Below are 24,383 nucleotides of genomic sequence, written 5' to 3' on the forward strand. Positions count from 1 at the left end.
CCGCCGTCCTGGCGATCCCTGGTGACCGGCGTATGTGTGTGGGGCCCTGCCCGCCCTGAGCCCAGGACCTTCCCGCACGCAATGGACACGAAAATACCGCACATGTGATGACACATGTGCGGTAGAGAGAGGGCGCCCGTAAGCACCGGGCGCCCTCCCGACGGCTCAGCCGCGCACCGTGGCCGGGGGAGTGTTGTACCCCTCCGCCCGCAGCATCGGCCGGTTCGAGGGAAGCGCGGACGCGGGCCACGACAGCGTGACCTTCCGGCTCTCGCCGGGCAGCAGCCACAGGTAGTTGTCGTCGTACAGCGTCGGCAGGACCCGTGTGCCGTCCTCGTCCAGCAGGGACAGCCGGACCATCGCCGCGACCACCGATCCGCGGTTGCGGACCGTCGCGGTCGCCGTACGCCGGTCCCCGTCACGGGACACCGTGAGGGAGGCCGACAGCTTCGCCTGCCGGACCTGGTTGAGGGCGCGCAGCGCCTCGGGGGTGCGGCAGCGCCAATAGGTGTTGCGTGACAGGACCTTGCCGGCCACGTCCGTGAGCGTCAGCCGCAGCAGGTGCAGCTCCGGCAGGTCCCCGGCAGGCGCGGCGTCGAACGCCGGCGCCGAGGCGGCGGGCTCCACGTCCACCCGGGCGGTCCGCGTGCCGGCGATCCGGCGGCCTGACAGGTCGTACGTCTCCGCCCTGACCGTCGCCCCCTTGAGCGCCCTACGGGTGTGGTTGACCGCGATGACCCGCCACTTCACCGGGTCGGCCTGGACGTGCAGGGGCTCGCAGGCGGTCCGGCAGCCGAAGTAGGCGCCGTTGACGTCGAAGTCGTAGTCGTAGGTCTGCCAGACCGTGCTGTGCCAGGCCGGGTGGGACATCCACAGCATCAAGCCGCTGGCGTTGTCCCACAGGTTGGCGTTCCAGGCCTCGAACATGGCGCGGAAGTTCTCGTAGTTCACGAACTGCGCCTTGCGCGTGAAGTCGTCCAGGTCGCGGGCGGTGCCGAGCCGGGTCTCGACGGCCGCCTTGTAGTTCTGCGGCGCCTGGTTGCCGCGCTCGCTCCAGTCGTGGAGGTACCAGGCACCCCCGATCGGCCACTCCGGCCCGTCCTCGCCCACCATGGCGCGCGTGCTGGCGGCGGTGGACACGACGGGCATACCGATCTCGGTGTGGAAGCCGAAGTCCTTGCTGCCGTACGTCGACGGGTCGAAGTAGCGCTCCGGCTCGACCCAGCCGTAGGGGCCGCCGCCGGTCACGATGCCGCCGGCGGAGTTGTTCTGGTACAGGACACCCGGCACCTGGCTCTCGACCGCCTTGCGCATGCCCGCGTCCACCGCGGCCGGCGGATTGCCCTCGTTGGCGCCGCACCACACGGCCACGCTCGGGTGGATGCGGTAACGCAGCACGGTGTCGCGGGCCACGGACACGAACGCCTCGTGGTCCGGCGGGTCCATGCCCCAGGCGTTCGGGAAGTCGTTCCACACCAGGATGCCGTGGGCGTCGCAGGCGGCGTAGAACTCCTCGCGGTTGCTGCTGCCGACCCAGTTGCGGATCATCGTGAAGTTCATGGCCCGGTGCATCCGCACCGCCGCGTCCATCCGCTCGGCGGGCATGCGGCGCAGCAGTTCGTCCCAGCCCCAGTTGCCGCCGCGCACCAGCACCCGGACGCCGTTGACGCTGATCTTCAGCGGGTCGGGGGTGTTGGAGACGGTCGTGACATCGGTCCAGGTGTCGCCGTCGTCGGAGACCTGGACGGTGTACGTCTTCGGATACGCCTGCTCCCAGAGGACCGCCACCCGGTCGACGCGCCGGGACACGCCCAGGTCGACCTGGAGCCACTGGTGGTCCTCGTAGGCGGAGGACCAGCGGGTACCGGGGTCGCCGTCCGTGGCGTGGGCGGCCGGGTGGCCGTCTTCCTGGGTGGAAGCGGTCGTCTCCCGGTGAAGCGCCAGGTCGGTGCCCGGCTCCGTGCTGTCGATGACGGCGAGGGACCAGAGGGAGTTGCCCCAACTGGTGTTGCGCAGTCCGCAGGACAGCCGGACGTAACGGGCCGTACGGGCCTCGAAGTCGGTCACCCGCAGGCCGGCGTCACCGCTGTTGAAGGGCAGCGGCACGGCCGTGTTGTCCACGGACGCGGCGTCCGTCCACTGCTCGCCGTCCGCGGAGACCTGCACGACGAAGGTCCGCGCGTAGGCCTGCTCCCAGACCAGGTCGACCCGGTCGAAGGACTGCACCGAGCCGAGGTCGACGCGGATCCACTGGTCGTCCTCGTAGGCGGAGGACCAGCGGGTGCCCGGGTCGCCGTCGGTGACGTGGGCGGCGGCGTGGCCGTCCTCGTCGGTGGTGGACGCCTGTGCCGGGGCGTGCAGGGCGAGGTCGGTGCCGGGACGGGCGCTGTCGAACACCGACAGCGTCCACAGGGAACTGCCCCAGTCCGTGGCCCTGGTGAGGCAGCGCACGCGGAGGTGCCGGGCGCGCCGGTCACCGAGCTGGACGGTCTGTGTGCAGGCGTCGGAGGACGGGGTGAACTTCAGCGGTGTGTCGTACTCGTAGCCGAACTGCCGTATCCCGAAACGGGTGGTGCGCCGGTCGCTCTCGCTGCCGCCGGTGCGGGCGACCAGGGTGAGCTCGTGCAGGGTGGGCTCGCCCAGGCCGTTGGGCCACCACAGGTCGGGGTTCTTCACGCGCAGGGCGCCGAACGCGTCGGGGGTGAAGATGACATCGATGTCATCGCCCGCCGGGACGGTGACCGTGCGCGACACGCGGACGTCGCCGAAGGCTGCGGAGACGGTGGCCTCGTGGTCGGCTGAGTCGGCGTTGCGCACCGGGACGGTCAGGGTGAGTTCGGCGACCGACAGGTCCGGCAGCGCGGGCAGCACGGTGTCCACACGCGGGTCGCCGATGACGAGGTGGCCGGTCGATCTCAGCCGTACGTGGTTCCAGATGCCGGCCGCCCGGTCGCGGACCGCCGGCATCCAGTCCCACCCCGAAGAAGCCAGGTAGGTCGGCGAGTTGAGGTTCATGGTGTTGGCTCCGGCGTCCACCCAGGCTTCGCCCGCCGGGCCCTTGTCGCCGGGGCTGCCGGGCACGGGCATGGGCGAGATCCGCACCGCGAGCGCGTTGCCGCCCCCGGTGCTCAGGAGGTCGGTGATGTCGTGGGCGGAGCGGGCGAAGGGGAACGTCACCTCACCCGCTGCGTGGCCGTTGAGCCAGATCTCCGCCTTGTGGTTGACGCCGTCGAACTCCAGCCAGATGTGCCGCCCGTTGCCGGTGCGCAGCCCGCGGGGCAGGTCGAAGTCCCGCCGGTACCACCAGGAGTGACGGGACAGCGCCTCCGGGACGCGCAGGTTGTTCAGCCCCGTGATCGGGTCGGGCAGTCTGCCCTGGTCGACGAGCGAGCCGAGGACGGTTCCTGGCACGGTCGCGGGCAGCCAGCGGCTGGTGTCCAGGCCGGTGCGCGAGAGGGCCGCGCCGTCGCCGCCCGCCCAGTCGTCCAGGGTGAGGGTCCAGCCCGACTCCAGCGGCACGGTCCCGTCGGCGGCGACCGCGAGTCGGGGCGCCTCGCCGTGGTGGGTGCCCCAGTCGGTCCACCCGGTGGCCTTGGGGCGGTGGCCCGGGGCGGTGCCGTACACCTCGAAGCCGTTGAGGCCGAGGGGGTTGGGGCCGGAGCGCCGGCGGGCCGTCATCCGTACCCAGCGGGCCGTGACGGGGACCGGCAGCGGGATGTCCACCACGCCGCCGGTGCCGGCCGTGGTGCGGTAGACGCTGCTCCAGGAGCCGCGGTCACGGGACGTCTCCACGACGAACTCCGTGGCGTAGCTGGAGAGGATCTCCTTGCCGGTGGTGCCCTGGCGTGGGTTGCCGTCGGTCGGCGGGGTGAACACCGGGTCGCTCGCGTCGGCTTCGAAGGTCAGCCGGACGCGGTCGACTCGGCACTCCGCCTGCAGGTCGACCTCGATCCACTGCGGGTCGCCCGCCTCGGCGCGCCAGCCGGTGCCGCGCACCCCGGGCGTGGGGAGCGCGTCCACCACGAACGCGGCGGGCGTGGGTGCGTAGGCCTGGGAGGAGACCCGGACCGGGCGGTAGGCGGCGAGCGTGCCCGGCGCGGCGGAGGCGGTGGGAGCGGTGGCGCCGGCGGTTCGGGGGGCGGCTTCGGCGGCCGGTGCGAGGACCGTGCCGAGGCCGAATCCGGCCAGCAGCGTCGAGCCGGTCGCGACGAGAGTGCGTCGGGAGGGGTGTCGCGGACACGCCTGTTCGACCATGTGTAGTCATCCATTCACGGCAGGTGAGCGAGGATGGTGCGGGTCGTCGGCAGCGGGGTCGTCCTCCGCTCTGACAACGTTGCCATAGGCTGTGGCGCGGGACACCTCGCTGTCAAGACCCGTGCCGACATGTGCGGTCGCGGTCGCGCCGGAGAGGGAAACGTGTGAACGGGGTTCCGGCGCGCCCGCAGATGCCGTAGGACTCGCGAGTGGCGTCGAAGTGGCTGAGCGTGCCGTGCATACGCGCTCGGCAGGAGAGGTGGCCTCTTTGACGGCTCACGACGATGAAACGTGTTTTGCTCCTGGAGCGCCTTGAGCCCAGCGCACGACCGGTGCGCTGGGCTCAGGGAATTCCGTTGAAGGCGCGTGTCAGTGAGCGGCCGCGGGGGCGGACTTCTTCCGGGCGCGGTACGCGGCGGCCTTGATCTTGTTGCCGCAGGACTCCATGCCGCACCACTGGCGTCGCATGCCCCGGGAGCGGTCGATGTACACCCGGGTGCACTCGGGGTTGCCGCACTCCTTCATCAGCGGCACGTCGGGACCGCTGAGCAGCTCGACGGCCTGCCGGGCGACGGTGGCGAGGGCCTGCTCGGGCGTCGCGTCGGTGTGCCGGCCCGACAGGGTGAGCTGCGGAGTCGCGGGTGCCTTGCGCGCGGCGGCGTTGAGCACGCCGAGCGCCTCCCGGTCGAACTCCTCGCCGAGTCGGCGGTCGGTGACGAGCCGGTAGACGGCCTCGCGTACGGTCGTGGCCTGCTGGACGTCGTCCTCCTTCCCGGGAGTGATCGTGTCCACCAGACCGGACTCCAGGTACCAGGCGTTCAGGCGCTCCGGCGTCACGAACATCTCGAACCGGGTCGAGCGTCGGGCCCGGAGCGTGGCCGCGAAGTCGAGAGCCGGGTGCCCGCATACGAAGACATGGTCAAGATTCACATCACCATCTTGACAGGTGACTTATGTTGACGCAAGAACCGTCACCCCTCCAACCGGTTCTTGTTGACGAGAGCGTGTCCGTGAGCCGTGCGGTGCCGGATGTGACCGCGCTGGTCAGCGGCGTTGAGCGGGATCACGGACGAGGGACGGTCCGGCGTCCCCTCCCTGCCCGGGTCCCGGTGTCAGGCGTAGTTCGCGGCCCCGCCAGCGGCGGCGCAGCCAGCGATCATGGCTGGCGACGACGATGGCGCCGGGACCGGGTCCGAAGGCGGCCTCCAGTTCGTCGCACAGGGCGGGGGAGAGGTGGTTGGTGGGCTCGTCGAGGAGCAGGAGTCGCGGCGGACGGGCCACCAGGAGGGCCAGCGCGAGTCGCCGGCGCTGGCCCACCGACAGCTGTCCGACCGGCTTGTCCAGATCCCTGTCGCGCAGCAGGCCGAGCGAGCTCAACGGCACCTTCTCGGCCCGTCGGGCGCCCAGCGTCCGCTCGTAGGTCTCGCGGACGGTGCGGTCGGGACGGTCGAACGCGGTGTCCTGCGTGAGCAGCCCCACTGTCAGCCCGCCCCGCCGGCGCACCTCGCCCTCGGCCGGGAGACGTCCGGCGAGTACGGCGAGGAGGGTCGACTTGCCCGCGCCGTTGCCGCCCGTGATCAGCAGCCGGTCGCCCGGTGAGATCTCCAGGTCGTCGACCGAGAGCCGCCCGGGGATGCGTGTGGCGAACAGCGAGACCAGGGGGCCGGAGTCCTCCTCGCCGCGCGCGGTCAGTTCACCGGCGGCGAACCGCAGCGGGCGCGGAGGCTCGCCGACCCCGGTGCGCTCCAGCTCCTCCAGGCGCCGGGTGGCGTTGCGGACCCGGCGGGAGATCTGGTGCTGCACCCGGCCCGCCCGGTGGCCGTAGCCCATCTTCTCGTTGTCGGTGCGGCCCCGGTCCGGCGCGACCCGGTGCGCGGTCACGCCCGCCGTCTGCCGCAGCTGCTCCAACTCCTCCTGCTCTTCGGCGTGCCGCCGTTCCCAGCGTTCCCGTTCGGCACGCTTGTGCGCGAGGTAGGCGCTGTAGTCGCCGCCGTAGCGGACCGGGCCGTCCACCGCCGGGTCGAGGTCGATCAGGTCGGTGCAGACGGCGTCGAGGAAGGCCCGGTCGTGGCTGGCGGCGACCACCGTTCCGGGCAGGTTGCGGAGCTGTTCCTCCAGGAAGGCGGCGGCACCGTCGTCGAGGTGGTTGGTGGGCTCGTCCAGCAGCAGCGCCGACGGACGGCGTACGAGCAGGGCGGCCAGGGCGAGACGGCCGCGCTGGCCGCCGGAGAGCGAACCGAGGGTGCGCTCGTGCCCGAACGCGCCGAGGCCCAGACCGTCCAGGACCAGGGCCGCGCGGCGGTCGGCGTCCCAGGACTCGCGGACCTGGGCCTGTTCCAGGCGCCGGCCGTAGGCGTCGAGGAGCTCCTGATGGGCGGGGTCGTCCTCGGGGACGCGGGCGAGCTCCGCGCCGAGCCGGTCCAGCTCGGCAAGGTCCTCGCGGGCCTCGCGCAGCGCCTCGTCCAGGACTACGGCGATGGTGGCGTCGGCGTCGTAGGGCATCTCCTGGTGGAGGAACCCCAGGTCGGCGGGGCGGGTGACGGTGCCCGCGTCCGGGGCGTCGACGCCGGCGAGGACGCGCAGCAGGGTGGACTTGCCGGCGCCGTTCTCCCCGATCAGTCCGATGCGCCGGCCGGGGGCGGCGGTCAGGGAGATGCCGTCGAGGACGCGTCGGTCGCCGAGGGTGCGGACGAGGTCGTGGGCGAGCAGCGCGGGCCGCGCAGGGTGCTGGGGCATGGGGAACCGTCCAACGTGTTCGGTGTTCGGCCCGCCGGGCAGGTCGCCTCGGACGCGGGCCACGTCACACGTCGGCGGTTCACACCTCGGGGGCCCCCGTCTCCGTGAGGTTGCCGTCGGCCAGCCGCAGCCAGCGGTTCACGCCGATCTCGGCGAGGAAGCGCTCGTCGTGGCTGACCACCATGAAGGCGCCCTGGTAGGAGTTGAGCGCGCCCTCCAACTGGCCGGCGCTGACCAGGTCGAGGTTGTTGGTCGGCTCGTCGAGCAGCAGCAGGTGCGGAGCCGGTTCGGCGCACAGCACGCAGGCGAGGGTGGCGCGCAGGCGTTCGCCACCGGAGAGCACGCCGACCGGCAGGTGGGCGCGGGCGCCCCGGAAGAGGAAGCGGGCGAGCAGGTTCATGCGCTCCGCCTCGGGTCGTTCGGGTGCGAACGCGGCGAAGTTCTCCGCGACCGTGCGGCCCAGGTCCAGCAGGTCCAGGCGCTGCGAGAGGTAGGCGATCCGGCCGTCCCCGCGTTTGACGTCTCCGCCGTCCGGGGCGAGGTCGCCGGTGATCAGGCGCATCAGGGTGGTCTTTCCGGCGCCGTTGGGCCCGGTCAGCGCGATGCGCTCGGGGCCGCGGACGGTCAGGTCGATCCCGCCCGTGGCGAACACGTCCTGGTCGCCGAGCCGGACCCGCATGCCCTCGCCGATGAAGAGGTTGCGTCCGGCGGGCACCTGGGTGTCGGGCAGTTCCAGGGTGAGGCGCTGCTCGTCGCGCAGGGCGCGTCCGGCCTCGTCGAGGCGTGCCTTGGCCTCACTGACGCGGGAGGCGTGCATGGTGCCCGCCCGGCCCGCGGCCTCCTGCGCGCCGCGCTTCATGGTGCCGGCGAAGATCTTCGGCAGACCCGCGTTCTTGAGGTTCCTGGAGGCGTTGCCGGCGCGGCGCTCGGCGCGTTCGCGAGCCTGCTGCAGCTCCCGCTTCTCCCGCTTCAGCTCCTGTTCGGCAGTGCGGACGTTCTTCTCGGCGACCTCCCGCTCGGCCCGTACGGCTTCCTCGTACTCGGTGAAGTTGCCGCCGTAGAAGCGGAGTTCGTCACTGCCCAGCTCGGCGATGCGTTCCATGCGGTCGAGCAGCGCGCGGTCGTGGCTGACCAGCAGCAGGCAGCCGGTGAAATCGGAGAGCACGTCGTAGAGCTTGCGCCGGGCCTCGACATCGAGGTTGTTGGTGGGCTCGTCGAGCAGCAGGACGTCGGGGCGCCGGAGCAACTGGGCGGCGAGGCCGAGGGAGACGACCTGGCCGCCGCTGAGCGTGCTCAGGCTGCGGTCCAGGGTGAGGCCGACCAGGCCCAGGCGGTCGAGCTGGGCGCGGGTGCGTTCCTCGATGTCCCAGTCGTCGCCGATGGTGGCGAAGTGCTTCTCGTCGACATCCCCGGACTCCACGGCGTCCAGGGCGCGGACCACGTCGGCGATCCCCAGGACCTCGGCAACGGTGAGGTTGCCGGTCAGGGGAAGGCTCTGCGGGAGGTAACCGAGGGTGCCGCCCACGGTCAACGACCCCGTGAGGGGACGGAGTTCGCCGGCGAGCAGCCTGAGCAGGGTGCTCTTGCCGGAGCCGTTGGGGGCGACCAGGCCGGTGCGGCCGCCGGTCACGGTGAAGGACAGGTCCTGGAAGACCGGGGTGTCGTCGGGCCAGGCGAAGGAGAGGTTCGAGCAGACGATCGCGGTGTCGGACATGGAGGCGACCTCGAAAGGACGGAGGGCAGAGCTTTTACCTCTGCCCTGGGCAGACGTGGGAAAAGGGACGACGAAACGGACCACCTGGGCAGCGCTCCCGAGCGCCGGCCCGTGGCCGTCAGATCCGGATCTCATCCGGAAATGTCGTCTTCACCCACCACGTCTGTGACTCCTCGATCAACGGTCAACGTCACGTCGAGCTTAACAGCCGTCGTCTCGTTCGGTCGACGGCTTTCCGCCCCGGGGGACCTCATACGTGTGCGCGATCGCCTCTGTTGTTTGACAGCCTCAGGGGCGCATGGCAGCATCGTCACCACTTGAACAGGTGACGATGCTGCGCTTGGGCAGGGGTCACATGTGCCGGAAGGGGCGCACACATGGCAGAGAGGCCGAAACCGAGGACCGGGGGCGCACCGGTGGGGCGGCGGGCGATGCTGGGCATGCTCGGCGCGGGTGCGGCGGGCCTCGCCGCCGCGCCCGGTCTGCAGCGCGGCTGGGAGGACTTCCTGGCCGCCGCCTCTGAGGTCGACGCGACGGGCCTGACCGGTCTGCTGCCCAACCCGGGCGGCTTCCGCTACTACAGCGTCGTCGGCTCGGTCCCGCACAAGGACGAGACGAACTACGCGCTCACGGTCGGCGGACTGGTGGAGCGGCCGAAGACCTACACGCTCGACCAGTTGCGCGCGCTGCCGCGGACCCGGGTCGTCCACGATGTCGAGTGCACCGACGGATGGCGGGTGGAGAAGACGCCGTTCGACGGGGTGAAGCTCGCGGACATCCTCGACGACGCCGGCGTGCGCTCCTCGGGGGCCGCGGTCCGGTTCACCTGCTTCGACGGCGCCTACAGCGAGAGCCTCACCCTGGAACAGGCGCGCCGCCCGGACGTCCTGGTGGCGCTCACCATGCAGGACAAGCCCATCACCCACGCGCACGGCGGCCCGGTCCGCCTCTACGTGGCGCCCATGTACTTCTACAAGTCGGCCAAGTGGCTGTCCGGCATCTCGGTCACCGACAAGGTCGTTCCCGGCTACTGGGAGGAGCGCGGTTATGCGGTCGACGGCTGGCTCGACGGAGCCGACCGGCGCAGCGACGCGGTCTGAACACGAGGACCGGGTACGCCGTTTCAGCGCCGCCGAGCGGATGGTCCACCGGGCCACCGGCTGGCTGATGCTCCTCTGCCTGGTCACCGCCGCCTGCCTCTACCTCGGACCGCTGGCCCAACTCGTCGGACGGCGGCACCTGATGGTCACGGTCCACGAGTGGTCGGGCATCACGCTGCCCGTGCCCTTCCTGCTCGGACTCCTCTCTCCCGCCTTCCGCGCGGACCTGCGGCGCCTCAACCGATTCGCGGTGTACGACCGCCAGTGGCTGCGCGCCGTCCGCAGGCGCCGTACCTCGCCCGAGGCGCGCCCGGCCGGCAAGTTCAACGCGGGGCAGAAGCTCTACGCGGGCTGGATCGCCGGTGCCGTGCTGGTGATGATGTTCACCGGCCTGCTGATGTGGTTCATGGGCCTGCTGTCCTTCGTCTCCCGCACCAGCGCGATCTTCGTCCACGACATCCTGGCCTGGGCGATCACCTTCGTCCTCCTGGGGCACCTGCGCATGGCGTTCGAGGACCCCGAGGCGCGGCTGGGGATGCGCACCGGATACGTCAGCCGCTCCTGGGCGCAGCGGTATCACTCGCGGTGGCTGCGCGAGGAGCGCGCGGACGACGGTGCCGGGGACCCGGCTGACCGTCGGATGACCTAACGCGTTCCTGGCGGGGCGCGGCCGGCAGTCCTGGGCGTGCACCGTCAACTGACTGTCGTCGGCACGCGCGCTGCGTGCCAGCCTGGGGCCAGGTCGAGAGCCACCACAGCTGTCCGTCCGGCGAATCTCGACACACATCCATTCGTCACCGGTTCAGACGGTGATATGGTCCGGTCAGTCCTCGGCCCGCCTCGTGTGCCCAACACACATGTGTCGCCTGCGGCCGGACACCTCCACCTCTTCGATGGGAATCCCATGAGACGACTTCTGACTGTCCTCGCGGCCGGTGTGCCGCTGGCCGCGGCGGTGTATCTGCCGACCGCCTCGGCGCAGACCAAGGACACCTCCGCCGCCACCCGGGCCGCCTGCTCGGCGCCGTCCGTGAAGGCCCCGGCCGGCACCCAGGTGGAGTCCGTGACTGCGGCAGCCCACGAGGGCGGCACCATCGCCGGTACCGGGATCCTCGGCGGCTCCGTCTCCGGTGTGCCGGCCTACTGCGAGGTCACGGTCACCCTCACCCACCCCGGTGACAACGACCACGCCAAGGTGCGGACCTGGCTGCCCGTCACCGGCTGGAACGGCCGTTTCCAGGGTCTCGGCGGCGCCGCCTACCTCGCCGGCGACAACAACGTCGGCCTGGGCACCGCGGTCAAGAGCGGCTACGCCGCCGTCAGCACCGACGCCGGTGTCGGCGACGCCCTCGACACGAGCTGGGCGCTGAACAGCGAAGGCCGGGTCGACACGGCCCTGTTGGAGAACTTCGCCTCCCGCTCCCAGCACGAGGCGGCGGTCGTCGGCAAGGAGGTCGTCGACGCGGTCTACGGCAAGCGTCCCGCGTACTCCTACTTCACCGGCTGCTCCACCGGTGGACGCCAGGGCTACATGGAGGCCCAGCGCCATCCCGACGACTACGACGGCATCCTCGCCGACGCCCCCGCCGTCAACTGGGACGAGTTCGAGGTCGCCACCCTGTGGCCGCAGGTCGTCATGAACAACGAGAAGACCTACCCGTCCCAGTGTGAGTTCACCGCCTTCACCAATGCCGCCGTCAACGCCTGCGACTCCCTCGACGGTGTCAAGGACGGCCTGGTCAACGACGCCTCCCGGTGCGACTTCGACCCGCGCCGCCTCATCGGCACCAAGGTCCTGTGCCAGGGCGAGGAGCTGACCATCACAGCGGCCGACGCCACCGTCGTACGCAAGATCTGGGACGGTCCGCGCACCACCTCCGGCAAGAAGCTCTGGTACGGCGTCCCGGTCGGCGCCGACATCTGGGCCCTGGCCGCGCACACGGACCCCGACGCCGAAGGGAACGTCGTCGGTTCGCCCTTCCCGGTACCGGCCGCCTGGCTCAAGCTCTGGGTGGCGAAGGACCCGTCCCTCGACCTCTCCCACATCACCTACAGCCGGTTCACGCAGTTGTTCAAGCAGTCCCAGGCCGAGTACGACAAGGTCATCGGCACCGACGACCCGGACCTGTCGGGCTTCCGCGACTCCGGCGGCAAGCTGCTGACCTGGCACGGCGAAGCCGACCAGTACATCCCCACGCAGGGCACCGTGCAGTACCGCCAGAAGGTCGAGCGGGAACTGGGCGGCACCAGGAAGGTCGACGACTTCTACCGTCTCTTCCTCGCCCCGGGCACCAACCACTGCGGTCTCAACGGCCTCGACGGCTCGACGGACGGGCTCGCCGCGCTGACCGCCTGGGTCGAGCACGGCAAGGCGCCGAGGACCCTGCCGGCCACCCTGGTCGACGGCCAGGGCCAGAACGTCTCCCGCGACCTGTGCAGCTACCCGCAGGTCTCCCGCTACCGGGGACACGGCGACCCGGCTGTCGCCTCCAGCTTCAAGTGCGTCTCCCCGTCCCGGCACTGACCGGGCGGACGACGACCGACTGACCTGAGAAAGGCCGAACCATCATGAGCACCCACACATCGACCCCCGCGCCCGCGACAGCCACGGACGAACGCTCTTCTCTGCTGAGGCTGTACCTGAGCCGCGGTGTGCTGGCCCTGGCCTGGGCCCTGGCGTTCGCCGGAGCCCACGAGGACGTCGACGCCGTGGCGATCACACTCCTGGTCGTCTACCCGCTGATCGATGCCGTGTCCTCGCTGGTTGACCACCGGGCCACCCCGAGCGGTTCCGAGCGCCGGGTCATGGCGTTCAACGGGGCGCTCAGCACGCTCGCCGCCCTCGCGATCGGCGTCGCCGGTGCCGGGGGTGTGGCGCCTGTGCTCCACGTGTTCGGCGCCTGGGCGGTCGTCTCCGGAGCCGCCCAGGTGTTCGTCGGACTGCGGCGGCGCGGTCCCGAACTGGGCAAGCAGTGGCCGACCCTGATCTCGGGCGGACTGTCCTTCCTCGTCGGCATCACCTACAACATCCAGGCCGCGGGCGCCGATCCCTCGCTCGACGTGCTGTCGGTGTACGCCACGGGCGGCGGCGTGTGGTTCATCCTCCAGGCGCTGCTCCTGGGCTTGAAGTCCCGCCAGCTGCGCGCCCGGACCACGTGACCCGCTGACACCACGCACATCGCCCCGCGGCCTTCGAGGCCGCGGGGCGATGTTGCGTGTGCGCCCGTCGCCGCCGGACCGGAAGCGTGTGGGAGCGGTTGATGTCACCGGAGCACGTCGACCGTCTGGGCACAGCGCACAACGTGGGTGTCGGCGCAGGGACTTGGCCGCCGGCTCGTATCCCTCGACCGGCGGCTTCGTGGACATCAGATCAGCGAGCCCGGAGGGAGGGAGCCCATGCGGGCAGACTCAAGGGAGCGGATCGGCCGACGCGGACACGACTGAAGGGGCACGCGCACCGCGCGTGCCCCTTCAGTCGCGGGGGAACTCAGTTGTCGCTGTTGAAAATGGTCAGCACTCGCAGCACTTCCAGGTAGATCCACACCAGCGTCAGGGTGAGACCGAACGCGGCCAGCCACGCCTCCTCGCGCGGAGCGCCATAGGCGACGGCGTCCTCGACCTGCTTGAAATCCATCGCGAGGAAGGCCGCACCGAGCAGGATTCCCACGACACCGAAGAGGAGTCCGAGACCGCCGCTGTGGAAGCCGAGGCCGCTGCCCGCGCCGAAGGCGGAGAAGAGCAGGTCGGCGACGAGCAGCAGGAGAAAGCCGGTCGCGGCGGCCGCGACGAACCCGGTGAACCGCCGGGTCACCCTGATCCACCGCATCCGGTACGCCAGGAGCACACCCGCGGCCACCGCGAAGGTGCCGAGCACCGCCTGCATCACCACACCTGCCGCGATGTACGTCGAGATCGTGCTGGAGAGCACACCGAGGAAGACGCCCTCCAGTGCCGCGTACCCGAGGATCAGCGCCGGAGACGGGGTCCGCTTGAACGACTGGACCAGTGACAGGACGAAGGCGACGAGAGCCGCGCCCATCGCGATGCCGTACGAGCGGCCGAGGTTCGCCTCCTCGACGGGAAGCAGAAGCCACGACAGTACGGCCGTCAGGACCACGATTCCGAGCGTCGTTGCGGTGCGGACGATGACGTCGTCCATGGTCACCGCGCTTCCGCCGGCCCGCGGTGCGATGTCCGGGCCGGGGGCGTAGGGGTTGGTCGTGTGGTCGTCCGTCGGCGCGCCTCCGAGCGCCGCACCCACCGGGCGCCGTGCATGGGCGTCGTTGGGGCCCGCGTCACGGGCGGCGCCCCAGCGCGAGAAGACGGGGTTGCTGGTCTTCACGTCATTCCTCCTCGTCCGCCGCACGGTCGCGGCCTGTGGCAAAGCGTGGTCATCGAGCGGCCCGGTGTGGCATACGTGTGGCAGCGGGAGGCGACGACCGGACCGGCGACGACCCCAGACCCGGTCGCGATCGGCGCGCGGCCGTGCGGTGGTCATTCGGACGACGTCACCGGACCGTCGAGAAGCTGCCTGAGGAATCCGTCCCAGTTCAGGCCGTCCATCTCCGCCTCGGCCGAGGTGATCCGGTAGGTCGCGTCCAGCCACTGCGCCAGCGGTGCCGCGGGAACCTCGAACAAGGCCTCCACCTCCTCCGATTCGAGGAGCAGCCAGGACGAGGGCCGCTCCCTGGGCAGCGCGGGCCACATCCGTACGTCGCCACAGCCGCTCATCGCCGTCAGGCCACGGTGCAGGAGCTCGCGCCCGAAGCGCCGGACGAGGCTCGGCCCGCGCTCCGCCAGGAACTCGACCGTGATCACCGCGGGCATGTCCGCGTCGAAGTGGAACGCGGCACGTACCGGCAGCGGGGTGAACTCGTCGAGCATCTGATCGAGGTCCAGGAGGAGCGGAAGTACGGGCTGGGGTGTCGAGGGTGCCTTCAGGGATGGCTGATCGCGGTGCATGGCGGGAGTTCCCTCCGTAGGACGAGTCTGCGTGTTCCACTCTTCGCCGGGAACGCCACCCGCACATCGGTCAGTTGACGGTCGGGCTCCGTCGCCGCCGAGGTCGTGGCAGCACCCCGGCGGTCGCCGTTCGACCGTGGAAGACGTCGCAGGCGACCGCGCTGACGTAAGTCATCGACGGCGCCCCGCGGCCCCCGCCCGCGGCCCGCAGCGTCGTTCCGGGCGCACCGGCGGCTCAGGCGTTGAGGTGCTGAGGCCCGGCGGGTCGCTCAGGGGGCCGGTGTGGCGGCCGGGTCGATACGGATCGTCGCGGCCCGTGCCTCCGGGCTCGCGACGCGGGCTTCGGCGACCGAGCCGTACTTGGTGCGGAAAGCGGCGTCGAGCCCGGCGCGACGCTCGAGGCCGTCGGTCGTGAGGAGGACGTCATGGCGGACGGTCCCGACCCGGATCGTTCCGTGGCCGTGCTTCCGGGCCGCCCGGTACCAGCGGGAGCCCACTCCTCGGTAGGCGCGGACATACAGTTCGCCGGCTACGACGACCATGCCGACCTCCACCCCGGGATGATCCGTGTCCCCGGCCGTAAGGACGAGGGAGTAGGTCTCGGAGAAGAGGGTCTGGTCCTCGGGTGTCCAGGTGGCGACTTCCTCGCGGCGCAGTGCGGTGACCCGGCGTGTGGTGTCTGTTGGGGGCAGGCCGCGTTCCTGGGGGTCCAGTTGTGCCCGGCGGGCCCGCAGAAAGGCACCGAGGTGGGAGCCGGGTGTGGGTTTCATGCTTTCCAGTGTCATGCGACCGGGCCCGGCGCGACACAGGTGTGAGGGGGCAGGTTCCTTCCCAGGCAGAGACCTGCCTCTCCCGCGGACGCGACGGACGGCGGATGGTGGATGTGTGCCCGGCGGAGACCGGGTGTTTCCGGTTTCGTCCCTCACGTCCTTCAGGAGTGTTTCCCGTGGCCATGACCCGCGTCAGCTTCGACAGCGCCGGCATCGAGATCGCCGCACACCTCTACACACCCGACAGCCCGGCGGTCGGCCCCCGTCCGGCGCTGGTGGTCGGCCACCCCGGGACCGGGGTGAAGGAACAGACCTCCGGCACCTACGCGGAGCTGATGGCCGACCGCGGATTCGTCACCCTCGCCTTCGACGCCGCCCACCAGGGCGAGTCCGGAGGTCTGCCGCGCGGCCTGGAGGACCCCGCGCAGCGCATCGAGGACTTCAAGGCCGCGGTCTCCTTTCTCACCACCCGCGAGGAGGTGGATCCCGCACGCATCGGTCTGCTCGGCATCTGTGCCTCCGGCGGCTACTCACTGGCCGCCACGGGCGGGGACCATCGCGTCAAGGCCGTCGCCACGGTCTGCACCGCCGAGCCCGCCCGCCAGTTCCGCTTCGGTGCCGACGGCTCCCAGGACCCGGCCGTCTTCCAGGCCCTCCTCGACGCCGCCGCGCAGGCCCGCTCCCGCGCCGCCCGGGGGGAGGACCCCGGCGTGCTGACGATGTTCCCCGGCACCGCGGAGGAGGCGGGCGCCCTGGGCGGCGAGCACGGCGTCGAGGGCTGGGAGTACTACTGCGGCCCGCGCGGCCACCACGAGCGCTCCGCGAAGTTCCTCACCTGGGACAGCGTCGACAAGATGGCCTCCAGCGACGTCTTCCGCGCCGTCCCCCTCATCGGCCCCCGCCCCATGCTGCAGATCATCGGCGAGCGAGCGGTGACCGCCTGGATGGCGATCGAGGCCCACCAGGCTGCCACCGGCCCCAAGGAGCTCCACCGCATCCCCGGCGCCAGCCACGTTGACCTGTACGACAAGCGCGAGTACATCGACCAGGCCGTCGACAAGCTCGCCGACTACTTCACCACGCACCTCGACAAGTGACCTCCCGAGGCCGCGGGACAGCGGCACATGGGGGAGGGGCCGACAGCACACGCTGTCGGCCCCTCCCCCATATGTGAGCAGGTCACTTCGCCTGGAGCGGTCCCGCGAAGGACTTGCGCAACGACCCGGCGGCCAGAGGCAGAAGGGAGGCCAGCATCCTGCCCTTGACCGTGCTCGGTGCCCGCGTCAGCTCGACGTCGACCCGGGTGCCGTCGCCCTCGGGGGCCATCCGGAAGACCCACCCGCCGCCGGCTCCGAAGAGCTTGGAGTCCAGCGTCGTGATGGTGACCGTGTCACCGGCGGGCTCCCACTCGTAGTGCGCCCGCTCCCACGCGGCCGCGGTCCCCTCGGTGACCTCGGCCCAGGTGTCACCGAGGTCGTGGACCTCGAAGTGGTCGGCGTCGATCGAGGGCCAGACCTCGGCCCGGGAGGGACCGAAGTCGGTCAGCACTCCCAGCACGTCCTTGGGGCCGAGCTGGGAGACGAGGTGGAAGCGTACGACTGCCATGGGGATGTCCTCACCGAGAAGTAACCGTTCTGAGTGGTGACGCGAGATTCCCACACGGTCGCGTCACCAGTCAAGGTGGTAACTCTTCCGGTCGAGCCGGAGGACTCGTTCCAGGCGTCGGGACGGTGCGCCCTCACAGCGCGAGGAGCTGCCAGTCCTGGTTGGCGCCGTCGGTCGTGGGCCACTGGATGACGGGGGCGCTGTCCGCCGTGGAGGCGTCCTTGACGTCGGCGCACCAGCCGGTGCGGACGTTGACGAGGCGGTAGTAGCCGCCGGTGACGGAGGGAACCAGCTTCCACCACTGGTTGTCGCCGCCGGCGTCGGTCGCCTGCTCCAGGGGAGCACCCTGGGTGGAGCCGCCGGGACTTTCGAGCAGCTTGCCGCTCTTGACGCCGGACAGCCGGTAGGAGCCGTCGGCGTTCGGCAGCAGCTTCCACTGCTGGTTGGTGCCGGCGGTCCAGAGGTACTGGATGATGTCGGCGCCGTCGGCGGTGGACGCGTCCTTGACGTCCAGCACCTTGCCGCTCTTGCGGTTGACCAGCTTGAAGGTGCCCAGATCCGCCGCGAAGGGCCGGTCGTAGACCTCAAGGTTGCGGAGGGACGCCCACATGCCGGTCGGCGTGCCGGTGACGGTGACGCGCACATACCGTGCCTGGGTACGGAACTGGCTGACCTGGACCTGGCTTGTGCTGGTGGTGGCGGTGCGGTCGGCGAGGAGGGTCCAGGTGGTGTTGTCCGTGGAGCCCTCGATCCTGTACCGGTAGGTGGCGTTGTCGTTCTCCCAGGCGAGGCGGGTGCCGGTCAGGGAGCGGGTGGAGCCCAGGTCGACCTTGAGCCAGTGGCCGGCGCTGCCGTCGGCCGCGCACCAGCGGGTCGCGGTGGAACCGTCGACGGCCATGGCCGCGGTGTTGCCCTTGGATGCCTCTTGGCTGCTGGCTGTCGCCGTCTTGCCGGCGGCGATGTCGGTCGGCTGCACGGAGCGGTCGAGCGTGACGCCGACGACGCTGTCCTCGGGGATGCGGGTGCGGTCGACACCGCTGATCGCCACCCTGCCGTCCGCGCCGACGGTGTACGGGAGGTCCGTACCCGCGGCGACGTCGAACACGCGGGTGACCTGCGCGTCTCCGATGGACGGGGTGGTGAGGCCGGTACCGCTGTAGCCCGGCAGCAGATGGACGTAGAAGGTGTTGTCCTTGTACGTGAAGCCGTACTGGCCGTCCACCGGCTCCCACGGTCCGCCGCGCGTGCCGTACACGGCCTGGCCGCAGCTGGACAGGAACGAGCCGACCCGGCGCACCACGGCCGCCTGGTCGGCGGGGACCACCCCGGTGCGGTCGGGGCCGACATTGAGCAGACAGACCATGTTGCGCACCCAGGAGTTGACCAGGATGCTCATGATGGTGCCGAAGCTCATCACGGGCGCGCCCGCCTTGTAGCCCCAGGAACCGCAGATGGTGAAGTTCTTCTCCGTCAGGCGTCCGGTCCGCATGGCACCGGAGGGGATCGCGCCGCCTTCCTCGCTGGTGTAGTCGCCCACCCAGCCGGAGCGCGGGTTGACCACGATGTCGGGTTGGTGCTTGCGCACCAGGCCCATCACGCCGAGCGGGCCGCCGGTGGCGGAGTCGGTCTCGCTGTAGGCGGCGTCCACCGGCCACTGGTTGGCGCTGTCGCGGAGCCTGCCGGGCTCCCAGAAGAAGCCGGCGTCCGCGTCCGAGCCGTGCTGGCCCAGCCAGCCGCCGTCCCAGTAGATGTCGTCGATCTTGCCGTACTGCGTCATCAGCTCCTTGACCTGCTGGTACACCTCGTTCTTCATGATCCGCGCGTTCTCCTTGTGCGCGGGATCGGTGGTGTAGCCCCAGGTGTTGGGCAGGCAGTTCGTACCGCTGACGTCGTAGTAGCCGGGGTAACGCCAGCTCATCGGGGAGAAGTAGAGGCCCACCTTGAGCCCGGCGTCGCGTACGGCGGTGACGTACTCGCCGACCAGGTCCCGCTGCATCGGGGCCTGCCCCGCGTGGAAGGCGTTGGGGTGCGTGGAGGGCCACAGGGCGAAGCCCTCGTGATGACGGGTCGTCAGGACCGTGTATTTCGCACCCATGTCCTTCGCCAACTGGGCCCAGTCGGCCGGACGGTAGGCGTCGGCGGTGAACTGCTCGCCGGTCGCGTCGGTGAAGTACTTCCTGTAGTTCGCCGGCGTCACGGCGGAGTTCTCCATGTACCACTCGCCCTTGGCCGGGCCGGAGTAGACGCCCCAGTGGATGAACATGCCGAGCTTGGCGTCCTGCAGCCACCGGATCTTCTCGTCGGACTGCTGCTCTATGCCCAGGTCGGTCTTCGGGATCCGGAGCGGGGCAAGGGGCAGCGGCTGGGGGGAGGTGGCGGCGTACGCGGGTGTCGCCAGCGTCGGCGAGACGGCCGCGACGACCGTCATGGCGGCCATGCCGGTCAGTACTCTGCGGCGACTGATCGGTTCGGGCAAGGTTCTCTCCTGACTGTGCACAGAACAGCACGTGGGGGATGCCGCTCAGATGGACGCGGAGCAGGCCGACGCGCGCCGAGGTGGTGGAGCACATGGCGCCGCGTGGGCGAACAACATCGGATGAATTAGCGCGCATCGTTGGGGCTCTTGTCCAGGGCTGGGGCAGAACTACCTTCAATAGCGGCTGGTTTCGCCGGATTGCCTTCAAGTGCGGGCAAGGGACATGGGATGTATGTGTCTTGCGGTAACTCTTGACGAGTGCACGCCTGGTACCTACTGTCCTCCCGCAGATCAACAGATTCCAACAATCCAGAAACTTCTCGCTCTGGGAGTCGAGTGCCGATGTTCAGACGAGCCTTCGTGCCTCTTCTCGCCGTACTCCTGGGCGTGTTCGCGGTGATGGTGGCCGGCGCCCCCGCTCAGGCGGCCTCCGTCACGGTGACCAGCGGCACGCAGTTCACCGACACCACGGGCGCCGTGGTGCATGCCCACGGCGGCGGAGTCATCGAAGTCGGCGCGTACTACTACTGGTTCGGCGAGAACCGCAACGCCGACAACACCTTCAAGGCTGTCTCCGTCTACCGCTCCGCCGACCTGAGGACCTGGGAGTTCAGGCGCGACGTGCTGACCCGGTCCAGTGATCCCGAGCTGGCGGTCGCCAACATCGAGCGGCCGAAGGTGATCTACAACAGCACGACCGGCAAGTTCGTGATGTGGATGCACAAGGAGAACGGCAGCGACTACAACCAGGCCCGCGCCGCGGTCGCCGTCTCCGACAGCGTCGACGGCGACTACGCCTGGCGGGGAAGCTTCCGGCCCCCGTCCGGCACCACGTCCCGGGACATGACCCTCTTCAAGGACGACGACGGCACCGCCTACCAGATCACCTCCGCCGCCGGCAACGCCGATCTGCAGATCTTCAGGCTCAGCGCCGACTACACCGCCTATGACAGCCTGGCCGCCAACCCCTGGCCCGGCACCTACCGCGAGGCACCCGCCCTGTTCAAGCGGGACGGTGTGTACTTCATGCTCACGTCCGGCAACAGCGGCTGGAGCCCCAACCAGCAGAAGTACGCCACCGCCACCAGCATCACCGGCCCCTGGACCGCCATGACGGAGGTCGGCGACGCCACTGCCTACGGCTCCCAGACCGCGTTCGTGCTGCCGGTCCAGGGCACCTCGGGCACCTCCTACCTCTATCTGGGCGACCGCTGGGGCAACTCCATGGGCGGCACGGTCAATGACTCCCAGTACGTCTGGCTGCCGCTGACCTTCCCCACCCGGACCACCATGAACCTGCCCTGGTACCCGCAGACGGCGCTCGACACGGCGGCCGGCACGGTGACCGGCGTGGGCGGCGGCCCGTACTACGACCTGGTCGCCCGGCACAGCGGCAAGTGCCTCGACATCACCGACAACTCCGCCGCCGACGGCGCCGTCGCCCTGCAGTACACCTGCAACGGCGGCCTCAACCAGCAGTGGCGGCTGCAGGACGCGGGCGACGGCTACGTCCGCCTGGTCGCCCAGCACAGCGGCAAGTGCCTCGACGTCTCGGGTGGCTCCACGGCCGACGGTGCCTTCGTGAACCAGTACCGCTGCACCACCGGCACCAACCAGCAGTGGCTGTTCCAGGACCAGGGAGGCGGCTCCTACCGGCTGGTGGCCCGGCACAGCGGCAAGTGCCTGGACGTGGCGAACGCCTCGACGGTCAACGGCGCCCGCCTCATCCAGTGGCCCTGCGGAACCGGCACCAACCAGCAGTTCCAGCGGCCCGTGCTCTGAGACAGACCTGCCCGGCGGACGTCGTGCGGGTCCCCGTCCGCCGGGGGTGGTCGGGTCAGCCCTTGCCGGTGAGCCTCCAGATCTGGTTCTTCTTGGTGGCCAGCGCGCTCGCCGGGTCGCAGGTCCACTGGTGGATCAGTGCGCCGGGCGCGGTCGAGACGTTGCTGACGTCGACGCACTTGCCGCTGTGCACGGCGACCAGCTGGTAGTCCTGGCTGTTGCCGAGCGCGGTGACGGGGTTGAGGGCGAACTGCTGGTTGGTTCCGCCGTTGCAGGTGTACTGGATGACCGGGGCGTCGTCCGCCGTGGAAGCCTGGGACACGTCCAGGCACTTGCCGCTGAGCTCGTTGACGACGGTGTACGTGTTGGTCTTGCCGCTCACCGGCTTGAGATCGAGCATCTGCTGGTAGCCGCCCTCGCAGTGGTACTGCTGGTACTGCGTGCCGTTGGCGGTGGAGAGGTTGGTGTCGTCCAGGCACTGGCCGCTGTTCTCGCTCACGGCGACCGTGGAGACGGTGGTGTCGGACGGCGGCAGCAGGGTGACGGTGTAGCCGTCCTTGGCGTTCGTCCACGGCAGGGACACCGAGGCCGCGTTGTTGCTGACCGTCAGCGTGGTGTCGGAGACGGTCGTCGGTCCGGCGACGGCGGCGCCGTTGTTGTACGGGACGCGCTGCACGACGGCTCGGACCTTGCCGCTCTCCACCACCGATGTCGTGTTGAGGCCCGTCAGGTTGACGGTGACCGTGCCGGTGTTGCCGCTGCTGCCGAGCAGCACCTTGGCGTTCTTGGCGGTGTTGTCCTTGGTGGCCAGGCCGTCGGTGCCGGTACCCGGGACCAGGTTGACGATGTTGCCGGTCTGCGAGCCGTAGTAGCGGTACATGAACCACTCGCCCAGCGGCAGGTACTGGCCGGTGCCGTTCTTGGTGAGCAGGGCCGCCTCGTAGTCGTGCAGGTTCGTCCCCGACGCCCAGTTGCCGCGCAGGCCGTCTGCGCCGGCGCGCTCCAGGCGGCCGATGAACCAGGCGCCGCCGCCAGGGGACTGCATGGATGCCGTGGCGTACTCGTTGATCTCGTACGGCCGGGTGTTCGTCAGGCCGGCCGCGCTGAGCGTCGCGTTGGCACGGCTCACATCGGGGACCGGGTCACCGGGCTCGTCGTGCCAACTGTAGATGTCCGGGGCGACGTTGTTGGCCTTGACGTAGTTCAGGTACGTCGTCCACCAGGTGTTGGAGGAGTTCGGCTGACCCGCGATGCTGGGGCCGACGATCAACTGGCCGGGGAAAGCGGCCCGGACCCGGGCGTAGAAGCGCGACCACATCTGGAGGTACTGGGCCTGCGACGGATGCCAGAAGCCCGAGCCGTCGGGTTCGTTCCACAGGTCCCACTGGACCGTCATGTTGTTGGCCTTGACGTCACTGATGAGCTGGGTGACGAAGTTGTCGAACTGCGTCCAGTCACCGTTGTCGCCGGGCCAGCCCTGGGAGGTGGTTCCGTCCGCGCCCCACAGGTCGTGCGGGAGCAGCTCGAAGGTGCCGCCGAGGGCGACGGTCCGCTTGTACTGGGCCAGCGTGGAGTTCCAGCGGGTCTGGTAGTCGGCGAGGCTCGTGGCGTAGCCACCGCTGTTGAGCTGGGCGCCACCGGCCCGCATGAAGTGCCACTTGATGTCCTTGAAGAAGTGGTCCTGCGGGAGCGAGCCGTTCGGCGTCATCCCGTAGATCATCCCGGAGGCGTGGTACGTGGGGGCGCCGCCGGCGGTCGCGAAGTCGACGGTGACGCTGGTGTCGGCGGCCTGCGACGGGGTGGCGGGCAGCATGGTGGTGGCCACCGCGGCCGCGAGGGCGGCGAGACAGGACGCCGCTCGGCGTCCCGTACGGGAGCGGGTTCCGGGAAGGGGCCGGGGTGTCTGGGGGGTCTCGGGCGAGTTCATGTGCGGCTCCTGGATGAGTGACGGTGTGCGTGTGCCTCGGCGAGGAGGTGGCTGCTGGCGGTCCAGGTGGAGGCGCGGTCGCGCAGGGGGTGCCGGTGCGAGCGCCGGAGCTCTCGGCGCACACGGCGGTCCCGTGCAGGGCGCGGAGGGGGGCTGATGTCGTCGGTGAGACGCCGGTGGTCTGCGTGGCGCAGTCCGTCCTCGACGAGGATCGTGGGGGCCCCGGTTGGGGGCGCGCCTGTCGCCGTCGGCGAGGTAACGCGCTGAGGTGGGCTGTTCGGTGGCCGGTCGGTGCGGGGGTCAGCTGGGCTTCGGTCCGGTCGGCAAGGCCGGCGCTGATGTCCTCGGGCCGGACTTGCGACGAGGCGGTCGCCGGTTCACAGGGCGGCGGGCAGCGCGGCCTGTGTCGCGTCGGCCGTGCGCGTCCACCGGCCGGCCTCGTCCGGTTGCCCCGACTCGCCTGCCGGGGCGGCGAGTTGGCGCAGTCGACGGGTGAGGAAGGCGGCCAGGTCGGCGGTGGCGACGATGCGTTCGGGGGGGGCGAAGGCGATGGCGAAGGCGAAGGTGGTGGCGTTGTCGGAGCCGCTGTCGTTGCCGTGCCGGTAGTGGGTCTGGGAGAACTGGTCCCCGGTCGGTTGCGGGGTCCGGGGGCCAGGGCGCACTGGTCCCAGCACCACCCCTTGTCCATCCAGTGCTTGGACAGGAGTACTGCGGTCAGCGGCGGCCAGGGTCTGCGCTCCGGACACCTCGGTGACCGTGCCCGACGGCAGGGTGGTCGCGCTGGCCCGACTCAGCGGGCAAGATGCCGCCTTGACGAGTGCCTTGGCTCGCCGTTCGGTCGCGGGGGCGACGGGGAGGAGGGGTGGAGCGGCGTGCATGCCGTTCTGGTGCGAGACGAGGTGGAGGTCCTCGGCGCGATTCCCCTCCGCGAACACGGGGGAGGCTGCTCGGGCGGGTGCCCTCCGCAATGGGGCGCCTACCGCTGGGCGCGTACGAGACCGTGTTCCGCGAGACATCAGCGCGCCGGGCGGTCTCACCGATGTTCACGGGCGCTCCT

General features: G+C 70.5%; 17 protein-coding genes and 1 pseudogene. 6 read left to right on the top strand and 12 right to left on the bottom strand.

All coding sequences use genetic code 11. The annotated features are described in order from the left end of the window. Positions 1 to 165: 165 nt before the first annotated feature. The 4 genes from AQI94_RS29200 to abc-f form a co-directional block, all read right to left on the bottom strand. A complete protein-coding gene (locus AQI94_RS29200) occupies positions 166 to 4,254 on the bottom strand; it encodes a discoidin domain-containing protein (RefSeq protein ID WP_062230023.1) in 4,089 nt (1,362 codons plus the stop codon). Positions 4,255 to 4,623: 369 nt separating this feature from the next. Further along, positions 4,624 to 5,184, bottom strand: a complete 561-nt coding sequence (locus AQI94_RS29205) for a CGNR zinc finger domain-containing protein (protein ID WP_031037411.1) — start codon at positions 5,182 to 5,184, stop codon at positions 4,624 to 4,626. 114 nt (positions 5,185 to 5,298) lie between these two features. Continuing rightward, positions 5,299 to 6,990: an ABC-F family ATP-binding cassette domain-containing protein gene (locus AQI94_RS29210; RefSeq protein ID WP_031037414.1), complete on the bottom strand. Its 1,692-nt coding sequence runs from the start codon at positions 6,988 to 6,990 to the stop codon at positions 5,299 to 5,301. 79 nt (positions 6,991 to 7,069) lie between these two features. Then, positions 7,070 to 8,704, bottom strand: a complete 1,635-nt coding sequence (gene abc-f / locus AQI94_RS29215) for a ribosomal protection-like ABC-F family protein (protein WP_031037417.1) — start codon at positions 8,702 to 8,704, stop codon at positions 7,070 to 7,072. Positions 8,705 to 9,081: 377 nt separating this feature from the next. On the opposite strand from abc-f, the gene AQI94_RS29220 reads away from it, so the two are divergent. The 4 genes from AQI94_RS29220 to AQI94_RS29235 all read left to right on the top strand — a co-directional run bounded on the left by AQI94_RS29220 (position 9,082) and on the right by AQI94_RS29235 (position 12,963). Continuing rightward, complete coding sequence (locus tag AQI94_RS29220; protein WP_031037420.1) at positions 9,082 to 9,804, top strand: molybdopterin-dependent oxidoreductase; 723 nt, start codon at positions 9,082 to 9,084, stop codon at positions 9,802 to 9,804. Further along, positions 9,752 to 10,453: a cytochrome b/b6 domain-containing protein gene (locus AQI94_RS29225; protein WP_031037422.1), complete on the top strand. Its 702-nt coding sequence runs from the start codon at positions 9,752 to 9,754 to the stop codon at positions 10,451 to 10,453. The genes AQI94_RS29220 and AQI94_RS29225 overlap by 53 nt, the downstream gene beginning before the upstream one ends. Positions 10,454 to 10,708: 255 nt before the next feature. Continuing rightward, a complete protein-coding gene (locus AQI94_RS29230) occupies positions 10,709 to 12,328 on the top strand; it encodes a tannase/feruloyl esterase family alpha/beta hydrolase (protein ID WP_031037425.1) in 1,620 nt (539 codons plus the stop codon). A 44-nt stretch (positions 12,329 to 12,372) separates the two neighbouring features. Continuing rightward, positions 12,373 to 12,963: a DUF308 domain-containing protein gene (locus AQI94_RS29235; RefSeq protein WP_031037428.1), complete on the top strand. Its 591-nt coding sequence runs from the start codon at positions 12,373 to 12,375 to the stop codon at positions 12,961 to 12,963. A 328-nt stretch (positions 12,964 to 13,291) separates the two neighbouring features. Here AQI94_RS29235 and AQI94_RS29240 read toward each other — a convergent pair whose 3' ends face one another. The 4 genes and pseudogenes from AQI94_RS29240 to AQI94_RS45810 form a co-directional block, all read right to left on the bottom strand. Further along, entirely contained in the window at positions 13,292 to 14,146 is an 855-nt protein-coding gene (locus AQI94_RS29240) for a Bax inhibitor-1/YccA family protein (RefSeq protein ID WP_031037430.1), read from the bottom strand. Positions 14,147 to 14,298: 152 nt separating this feature from the next. Continuing rightward, on the bottom strand, positions 14,299 to 14,766 hold the full coding sequence (locus tag AQI94_RS29245) for an SsgA family sporulation/cell division regulator (RefSeq protein ID WP_031037445.1): 468 nt from the start codon (positions 14,764 to 14,766) through the stop codon (positions 14,299 to 14,301). 269 nt (positions 14,767 to 15,035) lie between these two features. Next, entirely contained in the window at positions 15,036 to 15,320 is a 285-nt protein-coding gene (locus AQI94_RS45805) for a DUF2255 family protein (protein WP_225890317.1), read from the bottom strand. 81 nt (positions 15,321 to 15,401) lie between these two features. Then, a pseudogene (locus AQI94_RS45810) lies at positions 15,402 to 15,536 on the bottom strand (transcriptional regulator); the annotation flags it as partial. 176 nt (positions 15,537 to 15,712) lie between these two features. Here AQI94_RS45810 and AQI94_RS29255 point away from each other — a divergent pair. Further along, complete coding sequence (locus AQI94_RS29255; protein WP_031037452.1) at positions 15,713 to 16,633, top strand: alpha/beta hydrolase; 921 nt, start codon at positions 15,713 to 15,715, stop codon at positions 16,631 to 16,633. Between the two features lie 82 nt (positions 16,634 to 16,715). Here the strand turns inward: AQI94_RS29255 and AQI94_RS29260 are convergent, their stop codons facing one another. Both AQI94_RS29260 and AQI94_RS29265 read right to left on the bottom strand, forming a co-directional pair. After that, positions 16,716 to 17,141: an SRPBCC family protein gene (locus AQI94_RS29260; RefSeq protein WP_031037454.1), complete on the bottom strand. Its 426-nt coding sequence runs from the start codon at positions 17,139 to 17,141 to the stop codon at positions 16,716 to 16,718. Between the two features lie 133 nt (positions 17,142 to 17,274). Further along, entirely contained in the window at positions 17,275 to 19,617 is a 2,343-nt protein-coding gene (locus AQI94_RS29265) for an alpha-L-fucosidase (RefSeq protein WP_037941056.1), read from the bottom strand. A 342-nt stretch (positions 19,618 to 19,959) separates the two neighbouring features. On the opposite strand from AQI94_RS29265, the gene AQI94_RS29270 reads away from it, so the two are divergent. Next, the gene (locus tag AQI94_RS29270; protein ID WP_031037462.1) at positions 19,960 to 21,399 is read left to right on the top strand and encodes an RICIN domain-containing protein; all 1,440 of its coding nucleotides are present in this window, start codon (positions 19,960 to 19,962) and stop codon (positions 21,397 to 21,399) included. A 55-nt stretch (positions 21,400 to 21,454) separates the two neighbouring features. Here AQI94_RS29270 and AQI94_RS29275 read toward each other — a convergent pair whose 3' ends face one another. Together AQI94_RS29275 and AQI94_RS44705 are read right to left on the bottom strand one after the other, a co-directional pair. Then, on the bottom strand, positions 21,455 to 23,326 hold the full coding sequence (locus tag AQI94_RS29275) for an RICIN domain-containing protein (protein WP_078902590.1): 1,872 nt from the start codon (positions 23,324 to 23,326) through the stop codon (positions 21,455 to 21,457). Positions 23,327 to 23,703: 377 nt separating this feature from the next. After that, positions 23,704 to 23,988 carry a hypothetical protein gene (locus AQI94_RS44705; protein WP_031037468.1) on the bottom strand — a complete coding sequence of 95 codons (285 nt, stop codon included), beginning with the start codon at positions 23,986 to 23,988 and terminating at the stop codon, positions 23,704 to 23,706. Between the last annotated feature and the right edge of the window lie 395 nt (positions 23,989 to 24,383).

The sequence above is a fragment of the Streptomyces pseudovenezuelae genome, assembly GCF_001513955.1.
GTDB lineage: Bacteria > Actinomycetota > Actinomycetes > Streptomycetales > Streptomycetaceae > Streptomyces > Streptomyces pseudovenezuelae.